A 26107-nucleotide genomic window follows, 5' to 3' on the forward strand; every position below is an offset into this window, starting at 1 on the left:
CCGAGTACGGGACCCCGACCATTGCAGGTCACAGCGTTGCGCAGGACATTGCGCAGGCGACCGTGCCCAGCCGCCCCGCCCGGCGCAGGGCACGGCCGCCGCTCACTGCCCCATCTTGCGCAACCCGTCGGCAGGGCCGGTTGCTCAGCCGTCTTGCGCAACCGCCTTTCCGACTGCGCAAGACGGGCTGGTTGCGCAGCCACCCGGCAACCGCCGACCGGACGGGTACTGGCGGGAAGGCGAGCGAACTCCCGTCGCCGCTTGGGACGTTGACGGGCATAGCCTCAAGGCGATCCCGCAGTGCTGGGTCGTCGAGCGGACCTTCGGCAGGCTCATGCACCACCGACGACTCGCCCGCGCCCACGAATCCCACCCTCACGGCTCTGAAGCCATGATCCGCCTCGCGATGATCGACCTGATGAGCCGTCGCCTCACCCGCGAAGCCACGCTGAACCGGCGCGGTACACAGCTCGCCCGGACGGGCCTGAACGATGAGGTGTCAGCCCTCGTCAAAGCCGCGGTAGGTTCCCGATCCATCAGCGGCGTCGGCGAACTCCGCAAAGTCCATGTTGGCGATGCTGAGGTTGGCTGAGATGTCAGGGAACCACCGAGCGGGGACCCTGAACGTCCGCCCAGGCTCGTCCGAGAGGTCCACGGCCAGGAGCGGGTGACCCGGAACCTTCATCGTGGTTGCATCCGCCAGAAACATGTAGACGATCTGATCGTCCTCGTCCGCGGCAGCCTCCTCGTCCAGCAATGCCTGGACCCCCACGCCGGCAAAGGCAAGCTCACTGACATACGTGGCATGGGGATACTCGCCGGCCGCGTCGAGTGCGGCTCGCACCGCGTCCCAGGCTCCCTCGTCACCGAAGTCGGTACGCAGGACCAGCGAGGTCAGATCATCGGGCTGAGGCAGAGGCATCTTGCGATGCTCTCACCTGGCGCCGACATCGACTGTCGTCAGACCACGCACACTCCGCGCTGACGGAACTCCTCAAGCAACCCGGCGATCCCAAACGCCCCCGCCACGACGAAACGCTCTCTTCAGGGCGGGCCACGAGCGCCGCCTGCCCCTGCGCATTTGGCGCGACGTCGCAGGAAAACGATTGACGCTGCGATGTCGTTCGTGAACGATTCCGGCCCGTGACGACGGACACCGATCATGACCAGCCTGCCCACGGACCAGGCTCTCCGGCCGACCGCCCGCTCGCCCTGATTACCGGGGTGGGCCGCACCGTGGGTATCGGCGCGGGCATCGCCCGTCGGCTGGCCGCATCGGGCTGGGACATCGCCTTCACCTACTGGACCCCCTACGACGACCGTATGAGCTGGGGCAGCGAGCCCGGCGCGACCGAAGCGATCAGCCAATCTCTGGCCGAACACGGTGCGTCCACCACCGCGATCGAGGCGGATCTCGCCGACCCGGATACCCCGGCACGCGTCTTCGACGAGGTCGAACAGCGTATGGGCAGTGTCACCGCGCTGGTGATGAGTCACTGCGAGTCCGTCGACTCTGGGCTGCTTGACACCACCGTCGAGAGTTTCGACCGGCACTTCGCCGTCAATGCGCGCGCCACCTGGCTGCTCATTCGCGAGTTCGGACGCCGCTTCGCCGCAGAACGGGGAACCGGCCGGATCGTCAGCCTCACCAGTGATCACACCGTCGGCAACCTGCCCTACGGGGCGAGCAAGGGAGCCCTGGACCGCATCACGCTCGCCGCCGCCCACGAACTCGCCCACCTCGGCGTGACCGCCAACGCGATCAATCCCGGGCCGGTCGACACCGGCTGGATGCCCGAGAAGGTCCGGGAGCAATGCGTCCGCAGCACCCCGCTCGGTCGGCTGGGCACTCCGCAGGACACCGCGCACCTCGTGGACTTCCTGTGCTCCAGGGAGGGCGAGTGGATCAACGGTCAGCTGCTGATGAGCAACGGTGGCCTCGCGTAGGCCCAAAGTCCCCTGCGTACGCGACCACAGGGATGGGACCGGAGTCGCAACTCACGTACATGGCCACAGCGTCACGCTGTCGCATGGATCAGTTACGTCCGATATCTATCGCTGTGGCTCGTCCATGCCCCATGGTGTGCAGACGAATGATCCTCCCACCCTCAGGCGGAGGACCCCCTTGCCGGGCCCTGCCGTCCCGTGGGCGGCGGGGCCCGCCGCGCCTCCCGGCTCCCCACGGGTGACCACGAGGCTTGCGTCCGCGCATACCGCCGCGAGGGAGGAACGACTTCAGTCGATCCCACTCCGCTTGGGTCAGATCCTCACGGGCCGTACCGCCGGCCTGAGTCGGGTGCTCAGCGCGTGGGAGTCAGTTCTGCCGCCTGCTGCGGCTGCTCCTCCACGTGCGCCGCAGGCCCGCCGAACCATGCCACCGCGACCGCGCCTGCCACCGCCAGGACGAAGCCGAGCAGCGCCATCCAGGCGAGACCAGCCCGTGAGGCGTCGCCGAGCCAAAGCACGCCGATCGCGCCGGGCAACACGGTCTCGCCGACGACCAGGGCCGCCGTGGCACCGTTGACCGAACCGATCTGCAAGGCGACGGTGTGCAGGTACATCCCACCCACGCCGGCCGTCACGATCGCGTACAGGGCGGGATCCGTCAGCAGGGCGGCCGGATCGAAGGGGGTGACGCCGTTCAGGACACGGACGCCCACGCCCAGCGCGCCGAAACCGAGTCCGGACAGCAGTCCGGCAAGGATCGCCGCGCGGGGACCAAGGAGGCGTACCGCGTGCGTGCCGCCCACCATCAGGGCAAGCGAGATCGCCAGGAGCCACCAGTGCGTGGCGATCGGGATGCCGTGTCCACTGCCCTCCTCCCCCGCCGCCGTCGCGAGCAGAACGAGCGCCACGCAGACCACGCCGATGGACGTCCACTCGGCGCGCGTCAGCCGGATACGGAGGAACCTGACGCTCAGCACGGCGGTGATGATCAGGTTGGCGCTGATCACGGTTTGCGAGAGGAACAGGGGCAGGAGCCGAGCAGCCAGTGCACCCAGTGCGAAGCCGACGAAGTCCAGGACGGTACCGACGACGAATTCCCAGGTCATCGCGGCCTTCGCAGTGGAGGAGAGGCTGGGCCCCCCGTACTGCGTGCTGGCAGTGGTGGCCGCACCGCTCCGCGCGGACCTGCGGGACCCGATGGCTTGCAGGACTGAGCCTGTGCCGTAACAGACGGATGCCGCAACGGCGGTCAGCAAGCCCATCAACACGATTCGCTCCGTTCCTGATGGGCACCGACTCAGCGCCATCTCGGTTGACGAGACGGCTTATGGCCACGGAGCGTTGCCTCGCTGTCAGCTTCGCCGCCCGCCCGTTCCGTAAGAGACCCACCCGCCGACGGACGGCTCGGCGTTGGCAACAGCGCCCCTGGCCCCTGCTCGGCATCGGCGGATCCAGAAATCTTGCACCAAGAACTAGGCACAATCGCTTCCGCGCCACTCCTCGCTATGGGTACGGCACGCAAACCGCATCCAGGGAAGAAGAGGAGATGGCCTGCCGTGTTCTCCGGGCAAGAGGCTGAACGGCAGACCGCGGGCGGGAGTCCGGTACAGCCCGGCTCCCGCCCACACGCACGCATCCGCTCTGCATGCACCGCAGCAGACCCGCCGTCGCAGACGGTGCCACCCCCCTTGTCCGGAAGGCTCGCCCCGGACGATCCGATCCGAACTGCCTGAACCATCCAGTACTCAACCGTCTGAGGGCGGGTTGTGAGGCCGGACGGAATCTCACGTGTCAGGTAGGCCCACCAGATCGCTGCCGGCGATCGGCCAGTTCGCTGCCCGTGTCGCCTTGGCTGGGATCAGCGTCCCGGTGGCGTCGCGTGGGATGCGGCAGCGGTCGCTGGAACGGATGCAGAGGATGGCTCGTACCCGAGGCGGAGTCGCTGCGCCAGGCCTGTTTCAGTTCCCGCGCTGCCTGCAGGGTCGGGATGCAGGCACGCAGCAGGTCTGCGAGGGCTGCCGGCACCCGGGAGGCTGCCGCGCACAGGACGACGATGGCCCCCGATGCGCTGAGAAGGACGTCGAGATTCACGGGTGCTCCCAAGCGGAGAAGTGTGATGCGCACGGCCTGTGCGGAACACCAGTGCGCCAAACGCGGCAGGATCAAGCGAGCGGGCTTTCCCCAAACAGGCACATCGCTGCAGTTGAAAGAGCTAGCTTCGGATTCCGGTCCGGATCCGGTGGGGGATCTGGGCACCAACGAGCGGGCACGGATGTCGGACGGTGGTGTGGCGGAGACAGAACCGGGCGCGAGGGAACTTCTCGGAGCGCGTTTGCGAGAACTGATCAGACTCGCGGGAGTGACGCAGAAACAGGCGGCCCAAGCGGCAAACGAGCGCCGACGTCCGCCTGGTGTCGATATCACCGACAAACGGATCAGCGACTGGGTGAACGGCAAGCACGTGCCCGCAGAACCAGAGCTGACGCACTTGGTGAACAGTCTCATCGCAGCCGTTCGCCGTCGCCAGCAACGGCACGGGCTGTCCCTGCAGGAGCTGGGCCCCTTCCACAGCGGACTGCTGCAGCCTCATCACTGGCTGGCCTGGCGCGAGGCGGCACGCAAGCAGGGGTCCCTGCATGACGCGGACACAGCTCAAAGGCCAGGGCCAGTGGACCGACCGCGTCGGCTGCCGGCATGGAGCGCGCAAAGGCTGGGCGTGCACCCCGCCATCTCCGCAACACCCGGCGAGGCTCGTGATCAGGATTTTGTGCTGCCCCAGTACGTGGCACGCGCCCATGATGCGCTGATACAGGCGCATCTGCGTGCCGCGGCCCTTCCGTCAGCGGCTCCCCTGCTGGTGGCAGTGGTCGGTGAATCGTGCACCGGCAAGACCCGCACCGCGTTCGAGGCCATGCGCGCCGTTGTCCCCGACAGCTTCGAGCTGCTCTTTCCCACCGACGCTGCCGGGCTCGCCGCACTCCTTGACGCCGACGCTCCCGCTCCGGGCACGGTGCTGTGGCTGAATGAGGCCCAGGTCTATCTCGCCGGCCCCCTCGGCGAGCGCGTGTCGGCTGCGCTGCTTCGCCGACTGGATTCGGGTGGCCCTCTCATCGTCATCGCCACGCTGTGGCCCAACCACCACCAGAGCCTGACTGCTGCCCCGCAGACGAACTCCACGGATCCCCATCACCTGGCCAGGCAACTACTCGCCCAAGCCAGGCTGATCAGCGTCCCTGACACGTTCGCTGACGACCTCCCCGCAGCCCGCCGTATGGGCGAACAGGACCGCTCGCTGGCCACAGCCGTCCGGCTCGGCAGCGCGGTGACGCAGACCCTGGCAGCGGGTCCGGATCTAGTACGGCATTACGAGCTCCCCTCGGGCAGCGCCGGGCGCCTGGGCCGAGCCCTCATCGAGGCAGCCATGGACGCCCGTCGTCTCGGCGTCGGCGGCCCGCTGCCGCTGGCTTTCCTCAGGGAGGCAGCCCCCGGCTATCTTCCGGATCCCGAACGGGCCCGTGCCGGCACAGGCTGGTTCACCGACGCACTCACCTACAGCCGCATGTTGATCAAGCAGATCGCCGTGCCTCTGCCAGACGTGCCCCAGCCCACTGGCATGGGGGCCCTGCCCGGCGTGGTGGGCCTGGCAGACTTTCTTCAGCATCACGGTCGGCTCACCCGTCGCGCGATGTGCCCGCCCGCCTCGTTCTGGCAGGCGGCCCTGACGTACTTGGAACAAGGCGACGAACTCTTCCAGCTCGGCATCGCGGCCCGCCTGCGCCACCGCCTCGAGTGGGCACAGCGCCTGTACCAACGAGCCGCCGACGCAGGCTCCGTACCGGCCTTGAGTCATCTCGCAGACTGGGCCGAAAACTCGCGCACGGCCGAACAGTTGCTTCGCCAGGCCATCGAAGCCGGTGACCCCAACGCCCTGTTGAGGCTCGGTATCCTGCGCGAAGACGCCCATGACCTGGCTGGAGCCGAGGACCTCTACCGGCAGGCCATCGCCTCCGGTGACGCGGCCGGACATACGTTCCTGGCGGCCCTGCACGAGCGCGCCGGCGATCTCAAGGAAGCCGAGAGCCTGTACCGGCAGGCTGTCCGGCATGGTGCGATCGGCGGTCTGGGATCACTCGCACGGCTTCACGAGAATCGCGGCCGCCATGAGGCCGCCGCACGGCTGTACCGGAAAGCGATCGACGCCGGCGCCACCAGCAACCTGATCTTCCTGGCGAGGCTCCACAAGCAGACCGGGCATCATGAGGCTGCCGAGGCCTGCTATCAGGAAGCGATCGACGCCGGGATCGGCGACGACCTGCTCCACCTTGCGGAGATGTTCCACCGACTCGGGCACCCCGACTACGCCGACGAGGTCATCGAACGTGCTGCCCGAGCCGGTGTCCTCGGCGCGCTCGTCGTGACCACGCATCCTCACGACGAGACCACGTCACGCAGCCTGTACCGCAAGGCGCTCGCTACTGGCGATGCGACAGCCCTCAGCCTGCTCGGCAAGATCCAGGAAAAGCTCGGTGACCCCGACCGCACCGAACATCTATACATACTGGCAGCCAACTGCGGCTCTCAACAACGCCAGTTCTACAAGCGCTGGCCCAACGGCCTTGACCCCGACGGCACTCCTACGTCCGCCCTCTGACCGGTCCCGCATACTCCGCCACCAGCGTGCGGCATTCCCGTTTCCGTGCTCGCACGCGGAGAGTCTCGAGTCCCCCCTCGTGAGGACGTGGGCGCCCTCACCTCGAGCGCCTACGTCGGCATCAACGCCGACGGCATCGACACCCACCTTCGGCACCCGTCTCGGCCGGGGCCTGTCCTGGCGGCGGCCGAGTTCACCCAAGGCGCTGCCCCTCAAAGGCGCACCCTCAAGGGCCGTGCACGCACACGAACGCAGTGCCCAGTATGCCTCCGTGGTCGCCTCCGGCGCCGGGGGTCCCCTCCGCCTTCCGTGGGCACCCCGGGCCGGTCGCGGTCGCTGGTCCGGGACGCCCTACCGGGCAGGCGACCGCCCAGGCCGGAGCCGGCGCGCGGTACACCGAAGCGTTCAACAGGATCCAGGCCGGTCGGTGGATGTTCTGACGCATCTTCCGAGCAGAGCAACTCCCACCTGGCCGTTTCATGTCCGAAGGTACGTGAGAGCCAGGCCGGCCAGTCGCTCACTGCCTGCGGCCGGCGCTTCTGGGCCGCCGAACTCACACTCACCCTGGGCAGAACCCGCAGGCCACCGACCCCATCTGCTCCTGCGTCAGCTGCAGCCGTCACCGTCTCGCGCCCCGGTCGTACCAGGCCGCGCGTACCTGCCCGGCAAGGCCTGTAGAGGGCGGTGACTTCAGCTGACGGTAGGCGATGTTGTGCATGTTCCGCACGCACACGATCGGCGCTATCGCCTGTGCCTCGGCGACCTGTTCCGCCGTGGCGTTACTCACGCCGAGGTGCCGGATCAGACCCTGCTGCCGAAGTTCGACGAGGGTCTCGAAGGGCTCGGCGAGTGAGCCGGGCTGGGGCCCCTGAGCGTTGCCGAGCCGGAGATTGACCACGTCGAGCGAATCGAGGCCTAGGACCTCGAGGTTCTCGTGGCGGCGCGGCGCAGGGCCTCGGGCCGGGGGCCAGCCGCCCTGCTGATCGCGGACCGAGCCGACCTTGGTCACGATGTGCAGAGATTCGGAGTGGGGGTACAGCGCTTCACGGATCAGCTGGTTGGTGACTGCTGCACAAGCTCCTCGATGCCTACGCGGCCCAGCCCGACGCCGCCGAGATCGAGGTGCTACCGAGCGGCACGTGTGAGCAGGAAGGGATGCTGCGCGACGGCCGCGCCGATGTGGCACTCCTGCACGCGCCGTTCAACTCCCTCGCCGGGTTCGACAGCGAGGAACTGATGACCGAGGGGCAGATCGCCGTCCTGCCCGCCGGGCACCCCCTCGCCGCGCAGAGGACCTTGTCCTTGGCCGACGTCACCGACATCCCCGATATTCCGCTCGCCCGCTGGTCCCGCCACGGCACGTACCCACCCGGCCCGGGCCCCGAGATCCACGACCAGACCCAGCTGGCCCAGCTGATCGCCCTCGGACGCACCGTGGCCGTCTTCCCCGACTCAGCCCGCGCCTGGCTGTGGGCCGAGCACACCGCCGTCCCCCTGACCGACGCACCCCCCGTGGTCACCCACATCGCCTGGCCCGCGCACAGTCGCTCCCTCGCCCTCGCCGGGCTGATCCGCACGGCCACACGGATATGACCCGCCCTCGCCTTCATCGCCGCGACACACGGTCTGACCGCCGGCGCGGGCGGCCGTGGCCAGCCGGTGGGCGCCCACCGGCATCGCACGGCGGCCCGCCAGGCGGTCGGTGGCCAGGTTGACCTGGGCCTCGGTAGCCAGGTCAGCGGCGCCGACGAACCCTGCGCGGTCGTCGGCGCCCGCTGTCTCAGGCCTTCTCCGGCGGGACTGGGCATTCACCGGCGTCGCCGTCCAGGGAGTAGACCCCCGGCACCCGCAGGGTCATGCCTGTCCTTGCCGCCCTTCCTGACGGGCCGCCCGATCCTCCCGCTCATCAGATGCGAGCGGCTCCGCCGGGCGACTCTCCAACTCCCACTGCCTGGCGGCCAGGGCCCTCGCCAGCATCTTCGCCCGGTAGGGGTTCGACGTACCGAGGGCCTTCGCCACCTCCACAGCCTCGTCCAACAGGGCCAACCGTCGCTCGGGCAACTCCCGCACCAGGGGCGACGCGCTCGCCTCCACCAAGACGTACGCCAGCTTCGACCCGTACGCCTCCGGCTCGACCCGTGTCAGAACGCGGTAGATCCACAGCCCCTCTGCACCACGCACCACCCGCCGGTTGGCACTGAGCAGCCTGACCCTCGCCAGCACAACCATGTCCTGATCCATCGATCCCCCTTCGTCCCGCCACCCCCCGACCGGTGCACGTCACACGGCGAGACAGCACGGCGAACGCGCCGACAGCCGATAGAGGCTGCCGACACGTTGGCCGGAGAGTGGATGACGACGAGTCTGGCGCGCGACACGAGCTGCCACAAGGTCGAACGGACGTGCGCTGAGTCCTACCGAAACCGGCTCCGAACAGCCATGATGGACCTGACACTCACTCAAGGACATCCGCGAGCACAACGACCCACGCATACCGTTCACGCTCCGCCTGCCCGGCAGGAACGACCAGGAGACGGAAACCGAGCGGTTGCCGGCCTCTTTCGCCGCGTCCCCACTGGGGCAATGGACCACCGACGCCAGGCGCTTCTACGCTGCCCGACACCCTGGCCTCGGTGCTGCCCCGCCCCGCACCCACCGGCTGGACCCCCGATACAGCCACCGCCCTGCCGCCCACCGCTCCCCAGCCGACCCAGCCTCCTCCTCGCCTCACCCAAGACCTGGCTCCCTCGGTCCTGGGGCGCGTGCTCGGCCTGCACCCGATGACCGCCACCCAGTGGCGCAGCCGAGCCGCCACCGACTTCACCCAGTGGCGCGGGCGAGCCGCCACCGACTGGACCGCCTACCTCTCCGCCCGGATCGACGGCCACAGGAGAGTTCCACCAGATCAGGCTGCGCAGGGGCGTTTCTCCGGTGCACACACCGTCGCGATCAAGTGATCCGCCCCGGCCGATGCCCCTCGCTGACCGAGCTCGACCGGGCGGGCGGTGGCCGTCTGGATGACGAAGTCCTCTTCGTCATCACCGAGTTGGCGGGGACGGCCTCCCGCCCACCGAGAGCCCAGGCAGGCCCGGCCCTTCCCATTGAACGCGTCGATCACATCGACTACGGCGAGCGGGTGCGGCGTCTTGGCCCGTCTCCCGGATGGGCTGGTCCGGAAGACGGACCCTGGATGTACCGGCCGGGGCGTCGCCCCGTTGCCCTAAGCGGCCTTGGGGCAGGTCACATGGGCGAACTTCGACGTGACGGTGTACGTGTCGTTGGGGACGCCGGTGAACTCGAAGAAGCCGTCCTTGATCGTGACGGTCGTGTCCACGACGGCGCCCTTGGAATTCTTCAACGTGACCGTCTCGGCCTCCGGGAACCCCCTGCCGGACACGCCGTAGGTCTTTCCCGGGCCCTTGGTGACCGTGCACTTGATGGCGGCTTCCTCGTCCGACACGAACTTCCGGCAGGATGCGGTGGCGGTCTTCCCGGTGGCGCGGTAGTTGTCGTTCGGCAGCCCGGTGACCTCGAAGAACCCTCCTGTGATCGCCTTGGTCACGCGCACCACGGTGCCCTTGGAATTCCGCACGGTGATTCTGTCGCCCGTCTTGAATCCTTTGCCCGACACCCCGAAGCGACCACCAGGGCCTTCGGACACCCTGCAGGTGGCTTTGGGCGCGGCCTTCACCGCCGCGTCGGCATTCGAGAAGGTGACCGCGGTCCATCCGCTGAAGGCCATCGCTGACGTCAGTACGGACACGAGGATCTGCTTACGCATGGGTTTCTCCCTGCTTCCGAAGACGAAGAGACTGGAGATCCGAAGCCGCGGCACTGCCTGCGGCCCGGCGGAGAACGTGCCCCGACGCCCCACCCGATTTATCACTGTTCCACCAGGTAAGCCCGTCTGCATGTCGGGTCTCCTGCCCCGGCCAGGGGCCCAGCAGCCCGAATCGCTGCCCGCCCTGATCCGGGTACCGGGACCGAACCACCCCAACACCCTCAGCGCCCGTCACAACCTCGCCCGCTTACGGAGGGATGCGAGCGGAAACAGCAGCGAACGGCAACGGGCGGACGATCGGCCGGCGCGCCCGTCGGCTCGAACAGTTCCGCGCGGTCTGGTCGGTGGCGGATGAGCGGTTCCAGACGCCACAAGTCAGGCAGTGCGGCATGACTCAGCCAACTGATCGTTTCAGAACGCGAACATGGCGCCATCCGAGGGCGCCCGGCCCATGCCGCGCGCTCGCCGCCTCGGCTGCGAAAATCACTGTCCGATTGTCGGAACACGGTGATAAAGAGTCCATGTGACAACGACACTTACGTTCCCCGTTCTGTTGCGCCTGATCGACGAACGGTCGCGCGCCTTCCGCGCCGCGGTCGCCTCCGCGCCCAGCCTCGACGTACAGGTGCCGACCTGCCCCGAGTGGACGCTGTTCGATCTGGCGCAGCACATCGGCGAGGGGCGCCGCGCCTGGGCCGCCACCGTTGCCGCGGGGCCTGCTCCGGCCAAGTCCGTACCAGAGGGCGCCCCGGCTGCGCCTCGGGAGCGCGAGGCCGTGCCGGCCTGGTTGGCCGCGTCGACGCTGGAGTTGGTGGACGCACTGCGGGAGGCCGGCCCGGATCGCGGTTGCTGGACGTGGTGGGGTGCGTCCCAGTCGCCGCAGACCTGTGGTGCCGTCGCCCGGCACCAGCTCCAGCAGATCGCGGTGCACACCTACGACGCCCAGGTCACTGTGGGTGCCCCGGAGCCGCTGCCGGATGAGGTGGCACTCGACGGTGTCGAGGAGTTCCTGTCCACCTGCGTCGCAACGACGAGTGCCTGGCCGCACAAGCCCACTGCCTTCGACTTCCACGCCACCGAGGGCCACTCCTGGCGCCTCACGGTCGACGGTGACGGCGCACGCTACACCCGTATCCCCGCGCCCGGCACCGCTGTCGGCCAAGGCCCGGACGCGGCTGGTGTCTCCGTCCGCGGCACGGCCAGTGAGCTGGTCCTCTTCGTGTACGACCGTATCCCGGCGGACTCCCTGCAGATCGATGGAGACGTAGGTCTGTTCGATCTCCTTCGCGCGTGGGAGCCGGAGGAGTAGGACGTGACGATGCGCCACCTCCCCCGCCCCGAGGGCATGCCTCTGGCCAACGGCTACAGCCGCGCCGTGGTAGCTCGGGTCCGCTGATCTGTTCACCTCTGCCTCGACCTGTGCCTCCACCGGCCTGGCCACACGTGCCCTGACGGAGGTCGGCGCGTTGTTCGTAGCGCCCCGGTCGGCGTACAGGCGCCGGGGCTTGCGGCGAGGCCGTCCCAGCAGGCCCCGGATCGTCGGGACCGCGTCCGGCAACGGCACGAGCGGTGACGTCATGTCGGTTCCCGCCGGTAAGCGTGACGGCGAGTGGGGTTCCGTAGGGTCGACTCGACGACATGTCGATCGCGCGACCGGCCGCCGAGTTCTCGACGTCCTCCAGGAAGGCCCTCGTGACCAGGAAGTACCCGTTCACGTTGATGGAGAAGTGGTTGCTCCACACCTCCGACGATGTGTTCTCGAAGTTCGTGTCCGAATCTCCCGGCCGGTGCCGGATGGAAGTCGGATCCGGCGTGGCACTGAGACATGCAGGTCGCGCCCATGCCTCGTTCGCGTGGGCACGCCGGCGCCCTGGAAAGCCAAGCGGCCGTGCCGGGAACAGCTGGTCCGGTCGGCACGGTTGCATCGACCGAGGGACCGGCGCCGCGCGAGGGGAACACGGAGACCACAGGGTCGTCCGCCCCACCAGGATCCGGGCCTCGGGATCGCGGTACGCCCACCGCGTTCCTTGGACCAAGACGTATTTTTCTGCAGGAGGACTGTTTCATGACTGACCGGCCCTTGACGCTCATGGCGGTACACGCCCACCCCGACGACGAGGCCACCGGAACCGGAGGAGTCCTCGCGCGGTACGCGGCGGAAGGCATCCGCACGGTTCTCGTGACGTGTACCGACGGCGGTTGCGGCGACGGACCGGGGGGTGTCAAGCCGGGTGATCCCGGGCACGATCCGGCGGCGGTCGCCTTGATGCGCCGTCAGGAACTCGAGGCGAGCTGTGACGTCCTGAAGGTCGCCGATCTGGAGATGCTGGACTATGCCGACTCCGGGATGGCGGGCTGGCCGAGCAACGACGCCCCCGGATCCTTCTGGCAGACCCCCGTGCAGGAAGGCGCGGCCCGACTCGCGGAACTCATGCGGCACTACCGACCTGATGTGGTCGTCACCTACGACGAGAACGGCTTCTACGGCCACCCCGACCACATCCAGGCCCACCGCATCACGATGGCGGCGCTGGAGATGACCGCGCTGACACCGAAGGTGTACTGGACCACGATGCCCCGCTCGATGATGCAGCGGTTCGGCGAGATCATGCGCGAGTTTCATGAGGACATGCCGGAGCCGGACCCGGCCGAGACCGCCGCGCTGGCCGAGATCGGCCTCCCCGACGATGAGATCACCACGTGGGTGGACACCACCGCGTTCAGCGGTCAGAAGTTCGACGCGCTGGCCGCGCACGCCAGCCAGGGCGAGAACATCTTCTTCCTCAAGATGGGCAAGGAGAGGTTCGGCGAGCTGATGGGCACGGAAACCTTCGTACGTGTCCAGGACGCCACCGGCGCGGCCGTACCCGAGAACGATCTCTTCGCCGGACTGCGCTGATCCGCCCGTCCGCCCGTCCGCTCGACCGGCCGGGAAGGCGCATCGACCGCACGGCGCGATCGAGCGGGTCACACACCCGGAGGCTCGTCCACGCGAGTTCCGCTCCGGCAGCCCGCGTCCAGGCCCTCCCCGGCACCGCGGCCGAACGCCTGGAACACCTCGTGGGACACATGCACGCGGGCCGCGGCCCGGGGTCGCCGCCTTCGCACAACACATCGGCGACGGCCCCGACATGCTCCAGCGGACGGACCGGGCGCACATCGCCCGCAACGAGGCGGCATGACGCAGGCACCCATATCGTTGATCAGGGTCGTGCATGCGGAGGGAGGCAGGGGTGTGCACCAGCCGGCGCCGGAAAGCAATTGCCGCCCGCTGCGCAGACCCCGATACTTTGCACGGTGACGTCGGAGGAGTCAGACACACTCGGAACGGTGGAACGGCTCCTGCGTTACCCCGTGAAGTCGATGCTCGGCGAGGAGCTCTCCACCGTCGACGTCACCGAGCGAGGCCTCACCCACGACCGGCGCTTCGCTCTGACCGACCGGGACACCGGCAAGGTAGCGAGTGCCAAACACCCCCGCCTCTGGCGCCAACTGCTCACGCTGACGGCACAGGCCGAGAACTCCGCCGTCCGCATCACCACCCCCGATGATAGGCATCCACGGATCGTTCACGACTTCACGTTCACCGTCTCCCGCAGCGGTGAAGGCGCCTGCAGTCTCGTGCCGAGCGGCGCCTTCCAGCGCAGGGTGCCTCTCGCTCGCAGGACGCGTGTTGCCTCGACGCCCGCACACCACCCGGCAGAGTCGGAGTCTCCGTCGGTCGATCCTCGACACGCGTCGTACGCCGGCAGCCTGGGCACCGGCGCACAACGGCGACTCCTGCTCATGTCGTGCAGCTGGAGTCCACAGGCCCGTCCGCGAGCAGCACTCGGAGGCAGTCAGGTGTCGGTGCGCTTCCACTGCTGGTTCTGGCCCTCGCTGCATGTCCACTGGATGAGAGCGGTGCCGTCGGCGGTGGACTGGTTGGTGACATCGAGGCACTTGCCGGAGTGCTGGGCAGCAATCTGCACGTACCCCGCGGTCTCTCGCACGGACCAACGCTGGCTCAAGCCGCCGTCGCAGGTGGTCTGCACGACGGTGGCACCGTCGACGGTGGAAGCGCCGCGCGCGGCAAGGCACTTCCCGGAGTGCCGGGCCATGATCTGAACGGTTCCGTCCCCGGCTCCCTTGAGCCAGAACTGCTGGTTGATTCCTGCGTTGCAACCCCACTGGACCACTGCGGCGCCGTCAGCGCTGGAGCGGTCGGCGACGTCGGCGCACTTGCCGCTGTGCCGTGCGGTGAGGGTTTCCCAGTTTCCGACGCCGCTCACCCCGCCGGCCGTGACGTCAACGGTGATCTGGGGGAAGTAGGAGAGGGCCATGGTGGTCCTCGTAGGGAACTTGAGCGGCAGCCAAACGTACTGGGAGTCGTTGACGACGCCGCCGAAGGAATTGCCCCAGCGGTCGCCCATATAGAGATATGAAGTCCCGGAGGTGCCCTGGACAGGCAGGACGAACGCAGTCTGGGATCCGTAGGCGGTGGAGTCGCCGACGTCGCTCAGACCACTCCAGGTGCCGCTGATGCTGCTGGCGGTGGCGTACCTCTGCTGATTGGGGGCCCAGCCGGTCGCGTGAGACGTGAGAAGGAAGTAGACGCCGTCGCGCTTGAACATCGCCGGCGCCTCGCGCCACTGGCCGGACCACAGCTTTTGCACCTGGGCATCGACGGCGGTGTAATCGGAGTTGAGTCGGTACACATGCAGATCGGCGTTCTCATTGGCCGCCGAGATCATGTAGCCGGTGCCGTCGGTGTCCACGAACGTGGTGATGTCACGTGACATGTGACCGAGCGGACGGAAGCTGCCGCGCCAGGTGTAGTCGCCGTCGACCGTCGATGACACGGCGACGGCGGCCCTGGCCTCGCCGTAGTCGGTCGCGTTCTCCTTGTGCATCCACATGACGAACTGACCGGTCGCCCGGTTGTACATGACCTTCGGGCGCTCGATGTTCGCGGACTGCAGCTCCGGATCGCTGTCACGGGTGAGCACATGGTTGCGGAACTCCCAGTGCGCCAGGTCCGTGGAACGGTAGACCGACACGTAGCGGAATGAGTTGTCTGCGTTGCGGTTCTCACCGAACCAGTAGTAGTACGCGCCGACTTTGAGGACCCCGCCCCCATGGGCATGCACGGGGTTGCCGTTCGAATCGGTGAACTGGGTGGCATTGGTGATGGACGCTGGAGCTGCGGACGCGGGGCCCACCGCTGCTGTCCATGACAGAAGCAGAGCCGCCACGGCGGTGAACACGGCCGCCATGGCTCTGGAACGACATTGCATGGTCAAAGACCTCTCGGTGTCGAAGTGCTGCGGAACTGCGACGCGGGCACAGCAAGGCCAGCCATCGAGCCGGAGACAAGACCGTGCCGGGGCAGGATCGGTCGGCCTGACGAGCGGCGCATCGGTAACAGGACGGCAGCGGACCCGCACAGCGCGGTCCGCGAACCTGAAGGGGGTGGTCTTCGCGCGGGCACTTCAGGTGCTGCCGCCGGATCCCGCGCCAGAGGTGGCGGGATGACGGCCGGGTTACGGGGAGATGACGTCCTTCCATGTTTGCGTTAACACGGCCGGTTCGGGGAGTGAGTCTGGGGACCTCGGTGACGGCCGTCAAGTGGTTGCGCCGTGGAATATCGGAAGCTGTTGGAAATCGGAGCATCTACCGACGGCAGTTTCGGGCAATGAAGCTGATAGGCGGTCAAGTCAGGCCCCGAAGGCTTGACACGAGCGCGCGAGTTCGGTGAGATGCGTTGCACTGCGTTAGAAGCTGTTTGTTTTTGATCGACATTCGAATGGTCGGCAGCCACGTGACAGCGCGGATGCGCTCCTCCAGTCACCCACAGAACAAGGCCGGGCGGCGGGGCAGCGGGACGGCGACAAACACGCCCCGCAACCCGCAGCGGCACCAGGCGCCCTGACGGGGGCAGGACACCTGTCACCTGCCGTCACCGCCCCGACAGGTCCGCCCCCATCGATTCACTCGCAACCGAGAAGCGGCGGTGATCACTTCTCCGAACTACCGTAACTGCGAAGGCATCCACTCCACGCACGCCGGTACGGCCGCCGGCCTCCCCTGCTCAGGCACGCCTGGGAAGCCGGGCGGATGCACGTGTGGGCCACTCAGCTGCCGACGGGCTCGCCCCTTCAGTGTCCGACAGAGGACCTGGTCCTGATCACCGGTGAACTGGCCACCAACGCTTGCCTTACGGGTGTGGGACACACAGGCCAGCTTGCAGGTGGCCGATGCCGCAGACGATGAACCTCGTGTCCGCATCGAGATCGCCGACCGGGACCCCGGACTCGATGTGGACGCGACCGTCGGTCGGGCAGCGACAGGACCGGTAGGTGCTGCGCGGGATCCGTTACGTGCTGCCCACCGGGATCCAGTGGAAGTACTTGCCGCAGGACCTGGACTTCGGCGCGGGCGTCACGTGCCGGCGCCGGCTGCGGGACTGGAAAGAGGCGGGCGTCCGGCAACGGCTGCACGAGGTTCTGCTCCCCGAGCTGAACGCGGCCTCACGGCTGGACCGATCCCTGTGCGTGGTCGATTCCTCCCGCGTCCGAGCCCTCAAAACAGAGCAGGAGGGCAGCACGGGCCCCTTGCCGGTCGACCGGGCCGAGCCGACTCGCAACCAGGCTCCGCTCGAGCTCGGAGGCTATGCGGCGTTGTCCCCACAGCACTTGCCGATCGGGGGCCAGGGAGCCCGGTACAGCGTCTTCCAGGGTCGCCGCTGCCCTGCGATGCCTTCGCCTGACCGGCGACCTACCGTCAACCTTCCTTGTCTATTTGACAAGCACCATTGACATCGAGACAAGTTCCCTTGACATTTACCGTATGGAGAAATCGTCGGAGAACCGGCAGAGCCAAAGCGACACAGTCCGCGCCCGCGCGTGGTTCCTCGACTGGTTGCCGGCGGTAATCGTCCTCATGTTGCTCAGCCTGATCTCAGAGCTAGGCCTCTTCGGTTCCGCGGGCTCATGGAAACTGTTCTGGTCGCTGCTGAACCTCGCCCCGGGGCTGTGGATCGTCCGTACCGTGGTCAGGAGCCTGCGACGCGCCGACGAGTACCAGCGCCGTTGCCAGCTCGAGGCCCTGGCAATCGGGTTCGGCGTGCTGACCATGGCGATCTACACCGTCGGACTTCTTCAGGCTGCCGGGGTGGGCGACCTGCGGCAGCTGGTCCAGATCAGCTTCATCACAAGCATCCTGATCTGGATCGCGGCCCTGCTGTTCAAGACCCCGCGAACCCGATGAAGAACCGGCTCAGGGAACTGCGGGCCGTGCGCCGTTGGAGCCAGACCGACCTCGCTGACCGCCTCGACGTGTCCCGGCAGACGGTCTACGCCATCGAAACGGGCCGCTACGACCCGAGCCTGCCGCTCGCGTTCAAAATCGCCGCCGTGTTCGGCGAACCGATTGAAGGTCTCTTCTTCCCTGACGAAGGCACGGACTCCACACCCTGACCGCCGGCTGCGGCAGGACACGCAGCAAGCCGTAGTGGTCCGGCCCGCCCGGGCGGAAGCCACCCGGCCCGCCAGGGCAACCACGCGGGCAGGCCACCCTGCTTCGTGTCCCGCTGCCTGACCATCGGGGACGGCACCGTCCCCGTCCAGTTCCCTGTCGTGGCGGAGCCGATTCGTCGATGTTCGGGTTGCCGAGGGACTGAGCCGCCTCACCCCTGACATTGTCTGTGGGATGGAACTACGTCACCTTTCCGGATTCGTCGCCGTCGCCGAGGAACTGCACTTCGGGCGTGCCGCCGAGCGGCTGCACATCGCCCAGTCGCCGCTCAGCCAGCAGATCCGGCTGCTCGAACGGGACCTCGGGGTCAAGCTCTTCGACCGCACCACCCGCTCCGTGCGACTCACCGCCGCCGGGCAGGCGCTGCTTGAGCCCGCCAGGCACCTGCTGGCCGAGGCGTCCGCGGTGCGCCGCACCGTGCAGGCCGCCCATCTCGGCGACGTCGGCCGGGTCACCATCGGCTTCGCGGGCGCCAGCAGCTACTCGGCGCTGCCCCTGCTCACCCGGGCCGTCACGTCCGAACTGCCCGGCATCGAGCTGATCCTGGAGGGGCAGACGTACACGGGTGAGGCCCTCGGCCGGATCGCGGACGGCTCGCTGGACGTAGGCTTCGTGGCCCTGCCGGTGCGGCGCGGGATCAGCACCCGAGTGGTACAGATGGAGCGGCTGGCGCTCGCCCTGCCGGACAGCCATCCGCTCGCGCAGCGCGCGGAGCTCGCGTTCGCCGATCTGGCGCACGAGCCGTTTGTGAGCTTCCCCGTCTCGCGCGGGTCCGCGGTGCGCGAAGCCATGGTGCAGGCCTGTCACGAGGCCGGGTTCGCACCGCGCATCGTCCAGGAGGCCCCCGACTCGTACAACCTGCTGGCCCTCGTGGGTGCCGGGGTGGGCCTCGCCGTCGTGGTCGAGTCGGCGCGCGCCATCCGCCTGGAGCATGTCGTGTTCCGACCGCTGGCCGGGGACGACGTGCCGGTGCTGCCGATCGCCCTCGGCTGGCGGACAGGCAATCCCTCGGCGGCGCTCAAGGCGGTGCTGCGCGTCGCCGAGCGAGTGATGCCCACTCCGCGCGATTATGACGGATGACATCTCGCCGGAGAGTTCTTTTGGTCTTGGACATGTCCTAATCGAGGGGTGCACAGTTGTCTGAATCCCGCACAGGACCCGGTCCGCCGCTCGTCCCCGTCGTGTTCGCGGGATCTGCCGCTACGAGAGGACGCTCGTCATGCAGCAAGACACCCCCGCCCCCAGAACCCCCGCCGCCCAGCCCTCCACGCGCGAAGCGCGTCGGGCCGGGATCAGCGCCTTCATCGGCACCACCATCGAATGGTTCGACTTCTACATCTACGGGTCGGCCGCCGCGCTGGTCCTCGGCAAAGTCTTCTTCACCGATGCCTCGCCCGCCGTGGGCACCCTCGCCGCCTTCGCCACCTTCTGGATCGGCTTCCTCGCCCGCCCCCTCGGCGGCCTGATCTTCGGGCACTTCGGGGACCGCCGCGGCCGCAAGGCGGCCCTCGTCGTCACCCTGATCATGATGGGGGGCGCCACCTTCTGCGTCGGGCTGCTCCCCGGATACGCGCAGATCGGCGTCGCCGCCCCGATCCTGCTGGTGCTGCTGCGGCTGATCCAGGGCATTGCCATGGGCGGCGAGTGGGGCGGCGCCGTGCTCATCGCCACCGAATTCGCCCCGCCCAAGCGGAAGTTGCTCTACGGCGCCTTCGCTCAGCAGGGATCCCCCGTCGGCAACCTCCTCGCCACGCTCGCCTTCCTCGGCATCGTCCAGCTCCCCGATGCCGCCTTCGAGTCCTGGGGCTGGCGCGTCCCCTTCCTCGCCTCCGCCGTTCTCGTCGCTGTCGGACTGTTCCTCCGGCTGCGGCTCACCGAGACCCCCGAGATGGCCGCCGCCCTGGAGCGGAAGCAGACCTCCAAGCTCCCCGTCAAGGACGTGCTCACCACCTGCCCGCTGCTCGTCGTGCTCGGTGTGCTCGCGGGCACGGCCGGAGTCGCGATCACCTACGTCAAGACGACGTTCGCGCTGTCCTGGGCGACCACCGATCTGGGCTTCGACAAGTCCACGTTCCTCACCGTCATCTCGCTCGCCCTCGTCGTCCAGGTGCTGGTGCAGCCCTTCGGCGCGGTCATTGCCGAGAGGTGGCCGGTACACAAGGCCGTGCTGTGGATGCTGCTGCCCGAATTCGTGCTGCTGCCGCTGATGTTCGTGCTCGTCAGCACCGGGAATTTCTGGCTCGCCGTCCTCGGCATGGGCCTCGCCACCTTCCCGCACGCCATGTACTACGCGGCCCTTGCCGGCATCCTCGCCCGCGTCTACCCCGTCGAGATCCGCTACACGGGCATGTCCCTCTCGTACCAGGTGTGCACTGCACTGTTCGCCGGGACGGCCCCGATCGTCTCCCAGTACCTGCTCACCACCACCGGTTCCATCTGGTCCGTCGTCGCTCTCGGCCTCGGATACGTCGTGATCACGCTCGTGGGGGTGCTGCCGCTGCTCGCCCGCACCGGTCAGACGGCCCTGGACCCCTCCCCGGAGCCCGCCGCATCCCCCGCCTGAGCAGGCCCTTCCTTCCAGGAGAACCGCCCCTATGAACTACGCTGAACAAGACCCGGCCCTGCGCCCGCTTCTGGACCGGTTTCTCGCCCCCGACGACCGGGCACGCATCGAACCGCTCCTCGTCGAGCTCGGTGCGCTCGCGGCCGGCGAGATCGACCGGCAGGCCAGGCTCGCCGACGCCAACCCGCCGCGCCTGCGCCCGTACACCCCTGACGGCCAGCGCATCGACGTGATCGACTTCCACCCGGCGCACGACCGGCTGGCCGAGATCGCCTACGAACGCTTCGGACTCGCCGCCATGTCCCACCGCCCCGGTGTCCACGGCTGGCCCACCAAGACCCCGCACACCGTGAAGTACGCACTGTCGTACCTCTATGTCCAGGCCGAGTTCGGCATGGCCTGCCCGCTGTCGATGACCGACTCGGCCGCCCGCGTGCTGCGTCTCTTCGACCCCGAGCGGTACGCCGCCGAGATCACGGCGCTCACGTCCACCGATCCCGAACGGCGCTCCACCGGGGCTATGTTCATGACCGAGCGGCAGGGCGGCACGGATGTCGGCCTGACGTCGACCGTCGCCACCGACTGTGGCACGCACTGGACGCTGAACGGCCGCAAGTGGTTCGCGTCCAACCCGGGGGCGGACGTCATCCTCACCCTGGCGTGCGTGCCGGGACAGGGCGAGGGCACCCGTGGGCTCGGGATGTTCCTGGTGCCGCGGCTGCGCCCGGACGGTTCCCGCAACGCCATCCGCATCGACCGGCTCAAGGACAAACTCGGCTCGAGGTCCATTCCGAGCGGCGAAGTCACACTGGAGGACGCGTACGCGACTCCCGTCGGTGAACTCACCCACGGCTTCGCGCAGATGGCCGAAATGCTCAATGTCTCCCGGCTGTCCAACGCGATGCGGGCCACCGCGCTCATGCGCCGCGCGGTACGCGAAGCCGTGGACCACACCCGGCGGCGCGAGGTCTTCGGCAGGCCACTGTTCGAACAGCCGCTGATGCGGGCCGTCCTGCTGCCCCTGCTGCTCGACGCCGAGGCCGCCCTTGGCCTCGTACTCGAAGCCGCCGCCCGCCTCGACGCCGCAGACGCAGGCGACTGCGTGGCCCGCGAACTGGTGCGGATCCTCACTCCGCTCGCCAAGTACACCCTGTGCAGGCGTGCCCGCTCCGTGACCGGCGAGACGATGGAGGTCCGTGGCGGCAACGGCTACATCGAGGACTGGGTCGACCCCAGGCTGCTGCGCGACGCCCACCTCGGCTCGATCTGGGAGGGCTCCTCGAACGTCATCGCGCTCGACGTTCTGCGCTGCATGCGACGAGCGGACGCCCACCACGCCCTCGCCGACACCTACGGCACCCGGCTCGGCGACCTGTGGCATTCCCTGCGCGCCAAGGGCGACGGGATCCTCGAACTCCCTGAGGAGGAACAGGAGATGCGCATCGGACGGTACGCGGACGATCTTGCCCGCGCCGTCATGGCGACGCTGCTGCTGGAACAGGGCGAGTACGAGTGGTGGGCCACCGGCAATGCCCGCAAGCTGCTCGTCGCCCACACCTACCACGCGCTCCTCATCGACCCGGGCGCGCTGCCCCGTCCCGCCCTCGACCGCCTCGCCGAGGTGGCCGACGGCGGAGAGGTGACGCTCGCCGACGCCAAGGAGGCCGCAGATGCCTGAACCCCTGTCCGGAACACGTGTCGTCGATCTGTCGAAAATCCTCGCCGGCCCGTATGTGACGATGTCCCTGGCCGACCTCGGCGCCGACGTCATCAAAGTCGAACACCCCGACGGCGGTGACCCGACGCGTAACTGGGGCCCACCGTTCCACGGCCCCGACGCCACATACTTCCTGGCCGCCAACCGCAACAAGCGCTCCGTCACCCTCAACCTCAAGTCCCCCGAAGGCCAGGAAGCCGTACACCGGCTGATCGCCACCGCGGACGTCGTCGTCGAGAACTTCCGCCCCGGCAGCTTGCTGGCCCGCAGCTTCGACTACCGCGAGCTCAGCGAGCGTTACCCGCGCCTGGTGGTGCTGCACATCTCCGCCTTCGGAGAGAGCGGTCCGCTACGCGACGAACCCGGCTACGACATGGTGGCGCAGGCCTCCGCCGGCCTGATGTCCCTGACCGGCGAGCCCGACGGGCCGCCCGTGCGCGCCGGATACGCGATGGGCGACCTCGGCGCCGCGCTCTTCGGGATCATCGGCGTCACCGCGGCGCTCGTGGAGCGCGAGCGGACCGGACGCGGGCAGTACGTCACGACCTCGCTGTACGAGTCGCTGCTCGCCCTGCACGTCAACTGGGCCACCGGATACTTCGCCACCGGTGAGCGGCCTGCCCGCCTCGGCTCAGGGCATCCGAGCCTTGTGCCGTACCAGGCGTATCCGGCCTCCGACGGACACTTCGTGATCGCGGTCGGCAATGATGCCCAGTTCCGCAGGCTGTCCGCGGTCCTCGGGCATCCCGAGTGGTTCGACGACCCGCGGTTCGCTACCAACCGCGCCCGCGTCGACAACCGACGCGTCTTGAACACCGAGCTGAACGCTGTCCTGACCGGTGCTTCCGTGGCCCACTGGTGCGGTTTGCTGAAGGACGCGGGTGTGCCCGTCACCCCCATCCGCACCCTCGACGAGGTCTACGACTGCCCGCAGACCGAGGCGCTCGGCATCGTCCAGAAGGCAGATCACCCTGTCGTCGGCCCGCTCCAGCAGGTCGGCTTCCCGGTGACCTTCCGCGGCGAGCGCCCGCCCGTGCGGTCCGCGCCGCCCACGCTGGGGCAGCACAGCCAGGACGTGCTGGCCGAACTCGGCTACGACGAGGCGGAGATCGCCCGTCTGCTCGACCGCAATCCGCACCAGGCCCAGGGGGACTGAACATGCCCTTCCCATCGTTTGATCCCGCCGATCCGCTCGGTCTGGAACCCCTCCTGGCCGACGATGAGCGGGACGTGCGCGACACGGTCCGTCAGTACTGCGCCGATCGGATCGAGCCGCACATCGCCGACTGGTTCGAGCGCGGCGAGCTGCCTGACCTGCCGGAAGTAGCCCGCGGCTTCGGCAGACTCGGCCTGCTCGGCATGCATCTGGACGGGTACGGCTGCGCGGGCACGTCCGCCCTCGCGTACGGCATCGCCTGCCGCGAGCTGGAGGCCTGCGACTCCGCGCTGCGGTCGTTCGTCTCCGTACAGGGGTCCCTCGCGATGTTCGCCGTCCACCGATTCGGGAGCGAGGAACAGAAGCGGGAGTGGCTGCCGCGGATGGCGGCGGGCGAGGCCATCGGCTGCTTCGGTCTGACCGAGCCCGACCATGGCTCGGACCCGTCGTCCCTGCGGACCCGGGCACGCCGCAACGGCGGTGACTGGATCCTCGACGGCCGCAAGATGTGGATCACCAACGGTTCGGTGGCCGAGGTCGCGGTCGTATGGGCGCGCACCGACGACGGCATCCGAGGTTTTGTCGTCCCCACCGCGACGCCTGGCTTCTCCGCGCCTGAGATCAAGCACAAGATGTCGCTGCGGGCGAGCGTCACGAGCGAACTGGTCCTGGACGGCGTGCGGCTGCCCGCGAGCGCGCTGCTGCCCGGCGCGCGTGGCGTGTCCGCGCCACTGACCTGTCTGAACGAGGCACGCTACGGGATCGTGTGGGGCGTGACGGGCGCGGCACGCTCGGCCTGGCAGGCGGCCGCTCAATATGCCGCTCAGCGCGAACAGTTCGGAAAGCCGCTCGCCGCCTTCCAGCTCACGCAGCAGAAACTCGTCGACATGGCCCTGGAACTGCACAAGGCCACGCTCACGGCCCTGCACCTGGCGCGTCTCAAGGACGGGCCGGGAATCCAGCCTGCGCAGATCAGCTTCGGCAAGCTCAACAACGTACGCGAGGCCATCGAGATCTGCCGCACCGCCCGCACGATTCTGGGCGCCAACGGCATCTCGCTGGAGTACCCGGTGATCCGGCACATGAACAACCTGGAGTCCGTCCTCACCTACGAAGGCACCACCGAAATGCACACACTCACGCTCGGTCAGGCGCTGACGGGGCTCGCGGCCTTCCGCTGACAGTCCGGACAGGAACATCCCCCCAGGTAAGGACTGGCATGTCCTCGCATCACGCACGAGTCACTGCGGCGCCTGCTGTTCTCCCCTCAGGGCCGGGGACCACGGCGGCAAGCGCGAGCAGCCCGAACCGAAGCTGATCACCGAAGGCAACAGGCCGAACGCGAGTTGCTCATCATCCCGCTGGGATGAGGTCACCGACCCCGACTGGACCATCACCTGGAGCGACCCCGGCTCGGTCTGCCATGCCACCACCGGTGGACCTCTCGGTACCGAGCGCTCCCAGCGCCCAGTCGGGCTTCGGTGCGGGCCGTCCGACCGCAGGGCGAGCGAGGCGGACGGCTCGTCAACTGCGGAGAGCGTTCCGTCCGGGCTGTGGCTACTTGAGTTCGGCGTCGGTGTAGTAGCCACCCGCGACCAGGACGTACTCGTAGTTGGTCTTGTCGACGGTCGTCGGCTGCAGCAGGTAGGCGGGCACGGCCTTGACCCCGTTGTCGTAGGCCCTTCTGTTGTTCACCTTCGGCGTCTTGTCGTTGAGTATGTCGTCGGCCATCTCGGCGGCGACACCGGCGAGTTGACGGAGGTCCTTGTAGACGGTCTGCGACTGCTCACCCGCGATGATCGACTTCACCGAGGCAAGTTCGGCGTCCTGCCCGGTGACGATCGGCAGAGGCTTGTTGCCGGAGCCGTAGCCGTCCGCCTTCAGCGCGTTCAGGACGCCGATGGAGATGCCGTCGTACGGCGACAGGACCGCGTCGACCTTCCTGCTCCCGTACGCGTCGGAAAGGATGCCGTCCATGCGCTTCTGCGCGGTGGGCCCGTCCCAGCGCAGGGTGGTGACCTCCTTGAGCGCGGTCTGGCCGGACCGGACCACCAACTGCTTGGTGTCCAGGTACGGCTGGAGGAGGTGCATCGCGCCGTCGAAGAAGAACTTGGTGTTGTTGTCGTCGGGGGAGCCGGCGAACAGCTCGATGTTGAACGGGCCCGCGCCGTCCTCCAGGCCGAGCTTGTCGATGATGTAGCGGGCCTGGAACCGGCCGACCTGCTCGTTGTCGAAGGACACGTAGTAGTCGACGTTCTCGGTACCGAGGATGAGCCGGTCGTAGGAGATCACCGGGATGTCCGCGTCGGCGGCCTGCTGGAGCACGCCGTTCAGCGACTTGTTGTCGATGGCCGCGATGATCAGCGCGTCGACGCCCTGCTTGATCAGGGCCTCGATCTGTGAGACCTGCGTCTTCGGGTCGTCCTGGCCGTACACCAGCTTGGTCCGGTAGCCGTCGGCCTTCAGGTCGTCGACGACGCTCTTGCCGTCGGTGAGCCAGCGCTCGGAGGCCTGCGTCGGCATGGCGATGCCGACAGTGTCGCCCGTGCCGCTGCCCTCGGAGCTGCCCCCGATGTTGCTGCCGCAGGCGGACAGCGTGAGGGCGAGAGAGACGGCTCCGGCGGTGGCGGCGAGGGCGGCTCTTCGGTTGCGCATGGTGATCGTTCCTCGTTCTTCTCGTCGTTGAGAGGATGGCGGCGTAGCGGGTGTCGGTGCGGGCGGGGAACCGGTGGAGCGGGGTGGGGGTGGGCAGGCAGCGAGCCGGGCATGCCGTTGCG

The 26107-nt window shown here is 68.3% G+C and carries 19 protein-coding genes and 7 pseudogenes; 16 read left to right on the forward strand and 10 right to left on the reverse strand.

The features are described 5' to 3' along the window. Nucleotides 1–286 precede the first annotated feature (286 nt). Nucleotides 287–454, forward strand: a pseudogene (locus OG736_RS05810) (IS5 family transposase); the annotation flags it as partial. Nucleotides 455–499: 45 nt separating this feature from the next. Here OG736_RS05810 and OG736_RS05815 read toward each other — a convergent pair. Next, complete coding sequence (locus OG736_RS05815) at nucleotides 500–922, reverse strand: DUF6924 domain-containing protein (protein ID WP_327181462.1); 423 nt, start codon at nucleotides 920–922, stop codon at nucleotides 500–502. Nucleotides 923–1143: 221 nt separating this feature from the next. On the opposite strand from OG736_RS05815, the gene OG736_RS05820 reads away from it, so the two are divergent. Further along, nucleotides 1144–1947 (forward strand): SDR family oxidoreductase, encoded by an 804-nt coding sequence (locus OG736_RS05820; RefSeq protein ID WP_327181463.1) that lies wholly within the window; start codon nucleotides 1144–1146, stop codon nucleotides 1945–1947. A 353-nt stretch (nucleotides 1948–2300) separates the two neighbouring features. Here OG736_RS05820 and OG736_RS05825 read toward each other — a convergent pair whose 3' ends face one another. Continuing rightward, nucleotides 2301–3215 carry a DMT family protein gene (locus OG736_RS05825; protein WP_327187531.1) on the reverse strand — a complete coding sequence of 305 codons (915 nt, stop codon included), beginning with the start codon at nucleotides 3213–3215 and terminating at the stop codon, nucleotides 2301–2303. Nucleotides 3216–3738: 523 nt separating this feature from the next. Beyond that, a complete protein-coding gene (locus OG736_RS05830; RefSeq protein ID WP_327181464.1) occupies nucleotides 3739–4038 on the reverse strand; it encodes a hypothetical protein in 300 nt (99 codons plus the stop codon). A 25-nt stretch (nucleotides 4039–4063) separates the two neighbouring features. On the opposite strand from OG736_RS05830, the gene OG736_RS05835 reads away from it, so the two are divergent. Further along, entirely contained in the window at nucleotides 4064–6598 is a 2535-nt protein-coding gene (locus tag OG736_RS05835) for a sel1 repeat family protein (RefSeq protein WP_327181465.1), read from the forward strand. Nucleotides 6599–7292: 694 nt separating this feature from the next. Here the strand turns inward: OG736_RS05835 and OG736_RS05840 are convergent. Next, nucleotides 7293–7664, reverse strand: a pseudogene (locus tag OG736_RS05840) (aldo/keto reductase); the annotation flags it as partial. On the opposite strand from OG736_RS05840, the pseudogene OG736_RS05845 reads away from it, so the two are divergent. Then, a pseudogene (locus OG736_RS05845) lies at nucleotides 7664–8191 on the forward strand (LysR substrate-binding domain-containing protein); the annotation flags it as partial. The pseudogenes OG736_RS05840 and OG736_RS05845 overlap by 1 nt on opposite strands. 261 nt (nucleotides 8192–8452) lie before the next feature. Here the strand turns inward: OG736_RS05845 and OG736_RS05850 are convergent. Further along, nucleotides 8453–8839, reverse strand: a complete 387-nt coding sequence (locus OG736_RS05850) for a hypothetical protein (RefSeq protein ID WP_327181466.1) — start codon at nucleotides 8837–8839, stop codon at nucleotides 8453–8455. A 392-nt stretch (nucleotides 8840–9231) separates the two neighbouring features. Here OG736_RS05850 and OG736_RS05855 point away from each other — a divergent pair, with 392 nt between their 5' ends. Next, entirely contained in the window at nucleotides 9232–9555 is a 324-nt protein-coding gene (locus tag OG736_RS05855) for a hypothetical protein (protein WP_327181467.1), read from the forward strand. Between the two features lie 23 nt (nucleotides 9556–9578). Here OG736_RS05855 and OG736_RS05860 read toward each other — a convergent pair. Both OG736_RS05860 and OG736_RS05865 read right to left on the reverse strand, forming a co-directional pair. Continuing rightward, nucleotides 9579–9725, reverse strand: a pseudogene (locus OG736_RS05860) (helix-turn-helix domain-containing protein); the annotation flags it as partial. A 93-nt stretch (nucleotides 9726–9818) separates the two neighbouring features. Further along, nucleotides 9819–10511: a hypothetical protein gene (locus tag OG736_RS05865; RefSeq protein WP_327181468.1), complete on the reverse strand. Its 693-nt coding sequence runs from the start codon at nucleotides 10509–10511 to the stop codon at nucleotides 9819–9821. A 391-nt stretch (nucleotides 10512–10902) separates the two neighbouring features. Here OG736_RS05865 and OG736_RS05870 point away from each other — a divergent pair, with 391 nt between their 5' ends. Next, nucleotides 10903–11688 carry a maleylpyruvate isomerase family mycothiol-dependent enzyme gene (locus tag OG736_RS05870; protein ID WP_327181469.1) on the forward strand — a complete coding sequence of 262 codons (786 nt, stop codon included), beginning with the start codon at nucleotides 10903–10905 and terminating at the stop codon, nucleotides 11686–11688. Nucleotides 11689–11856: 168 nt separating this feature from the next. On the opposite strand, the pseudogene OG736_RS05875 reads toward OG736_RS05870, so the two are convergent. Further along, a pseudogene (locus OG736_RS05875) lies at nucleotides 11857–11998 on the reverse strand (IS5/IS1182 family transposase); the annotation flags it as partial. A 446-nt stretch (nucleotides 11999–12444) separates the two neighbouring features. On the opposite strand from OG736_RS05875, the gene OG736_RS05880 reads away from it, so the two are divergent. Next, nucleotides 12445–13278, forward strand: a complete 834-nt coding sequence (locus tag OG736_RS05880) for a PIG-L family deacetylase (protein WP_327181470.1) — start codon at nucleotides 12445–12447, stop codon at nucleotides 13276–13278. A gap of 464 nt (nucleotides 13279–13742) precedes the next feature. Then, nucleotides 13743–13874 (forward strand): annotated as a pseudogene (locus OG736_RS05885) (MOSC N-terminal beta barrel domain-containing protein); the annotation flags it as partial. 344 nt (nucleotides 13875–14218) lie between these two features. Here the strand turns inward: OG736_RS05885 and OG736_RS05890 are convergent. Beyond that, nucleotides 14219–15634 carry an RICIN domain-containing protein gene (locus OG736_RS05890; protein ID WP_327187532.1) on the reverse strand — a complete coding sequence of 472 codons (1416 nt, stop codon included), beginning with the start codon at nucleotides 15632–15634 and terminating at the stop codon, nucleotides 14219–14221. Nucleotides 15635–16717: 1083 nt separating this feature from the next. On the opposite strand from OG736_RS05890, the pseudogene OG736_RS05895 reads away from it, so the two are divergent. From OG736_RS05895 to OG736_RS05930, 8 genes and pseudogenes are all read left to right on the forward strand, one after another. Continuing rightward, nucleotides 16718–16987 (forward strand): annotated as a pseudogene (locus OG736_RS05895) (transposase); the annotation flags it as partial. Nucleotides 16988–17207: 220 nt separating this feature from the next. Further along, nucleotides 17208–17627, forward strand: coding sequence for a hypothetical protein (locus OG736_RS05900; RefSeq protein WP_327181471.1), 420 nt, complete (start codon nucleotides 17208–17210; stop codon nucleotides 17625–17627). Continuing rightward, on the forward strand, nucleotides 17624–17836 hold the full coding sequence (locus tag OG736_RS05905) for a helix-turn-helix transcriptional regulator (RefSeq protein WP_327181472.1): 213 nt from the start codon (nucleotides 17624–17626) through the stop codon (nucleotides 17834–17836). The genes OG736_RS05900 and OG736_RS05905 overlap by 4 nt, the downstream gene beginning before the upstream one ends. A gap of 232 nt (nucleotides 17837–18068) precedes the next feature. After that, nucleotides 18069–18974, forward strand: a complete 906-nt coding sequence (locus OG736_RS05910) for a LysR family transcriptional regulator (protein ID WP_327181473.1) — start codon at nucleotides 18069–18071, stop codon at nucleotides 18972–18974. 139 nt (nucleotides 18975–19113) lie between these two features. Next, complete coding sequence (locus OG736_RS05915; RefSeq protein WP_327181474.1) at nucleotides 19114–20457, forward strand: MFS transporter; 1344 nt, start codon at nucleotides 19114–19116, stop codon at nucleotides 20455–20457. 31 nt (nucleotides 20458–20488) lie between these two features. Beyond that, on the forward strand, nucleotides 20489–22135 hold the full coding sequence (locus OG736_RS05920) for an acyl-CoA dehydrogenase family protein (protein ID WP_327181475.1): 1647 nt from the start codon (nucleotides 20489–20491) through the stop codon (nucleotides 22133–22135). Further along, complete coding sequence (locus OG736_RS05925) at nucleotides 22128–23330, forward strand: CaiB/BaiF CoA transferase family protein (RefSeq protein WP_327181476.1); 1203 nt, start codon at nucleotides 22128–22130, stop codon at nucleotides 23328–23330. Before OG736_RS05920 ends, OG736_RS05925 begins: the two co-directional genes overlap by 8 nt. 2 nt (nucleotides 23331–23332) lie before the next feature. Beyond that, the gene (locus tag OG736_RS05930) at nucleotides 23333–24511 is read left to right on the forward strand and encodes an acyl-CoA dehydrogenase family protein (RefSeq protein ID WP_327181477.1); all 1179 of its coding nucleotides are present in this window, start codon (nucleotides 23333–23335) and stop codon (nucleotides 24509–24511) included. Nucleotides 24512–24887: 376 nt separating this feature from the next. Here OG736_RS05930 and chvE read toward each other — a convergent pair whose 3' ends face one another. Then, nucleotides 24888–25985: a multiple monosaccharide ABC transporter substrate-binding protein gene (chvE, locus tag OG736_RS05935; RefSeq protein WP_327181478.1), complete on the reverse strand. Its 1098-nt coding sequence runs from the start codon at nucleotides 25983–25985 to the stop codon at nucleotides 24888–24890. Nucleotides 25986–26107 lie beyond the last annotated feature (122 nt).

Origin of the sequence: Streptomyces sp. NBC_01334, from assembly GCF_035983595.1 — a bacterium.
In the GTDB taxonomy this organism is placed as follows: Bacteria; Actinomycetota; Actinomycetes; order Streptomycetales; family Streptomycetaceae; genus Streptomyces; species Streptomyces coriariae.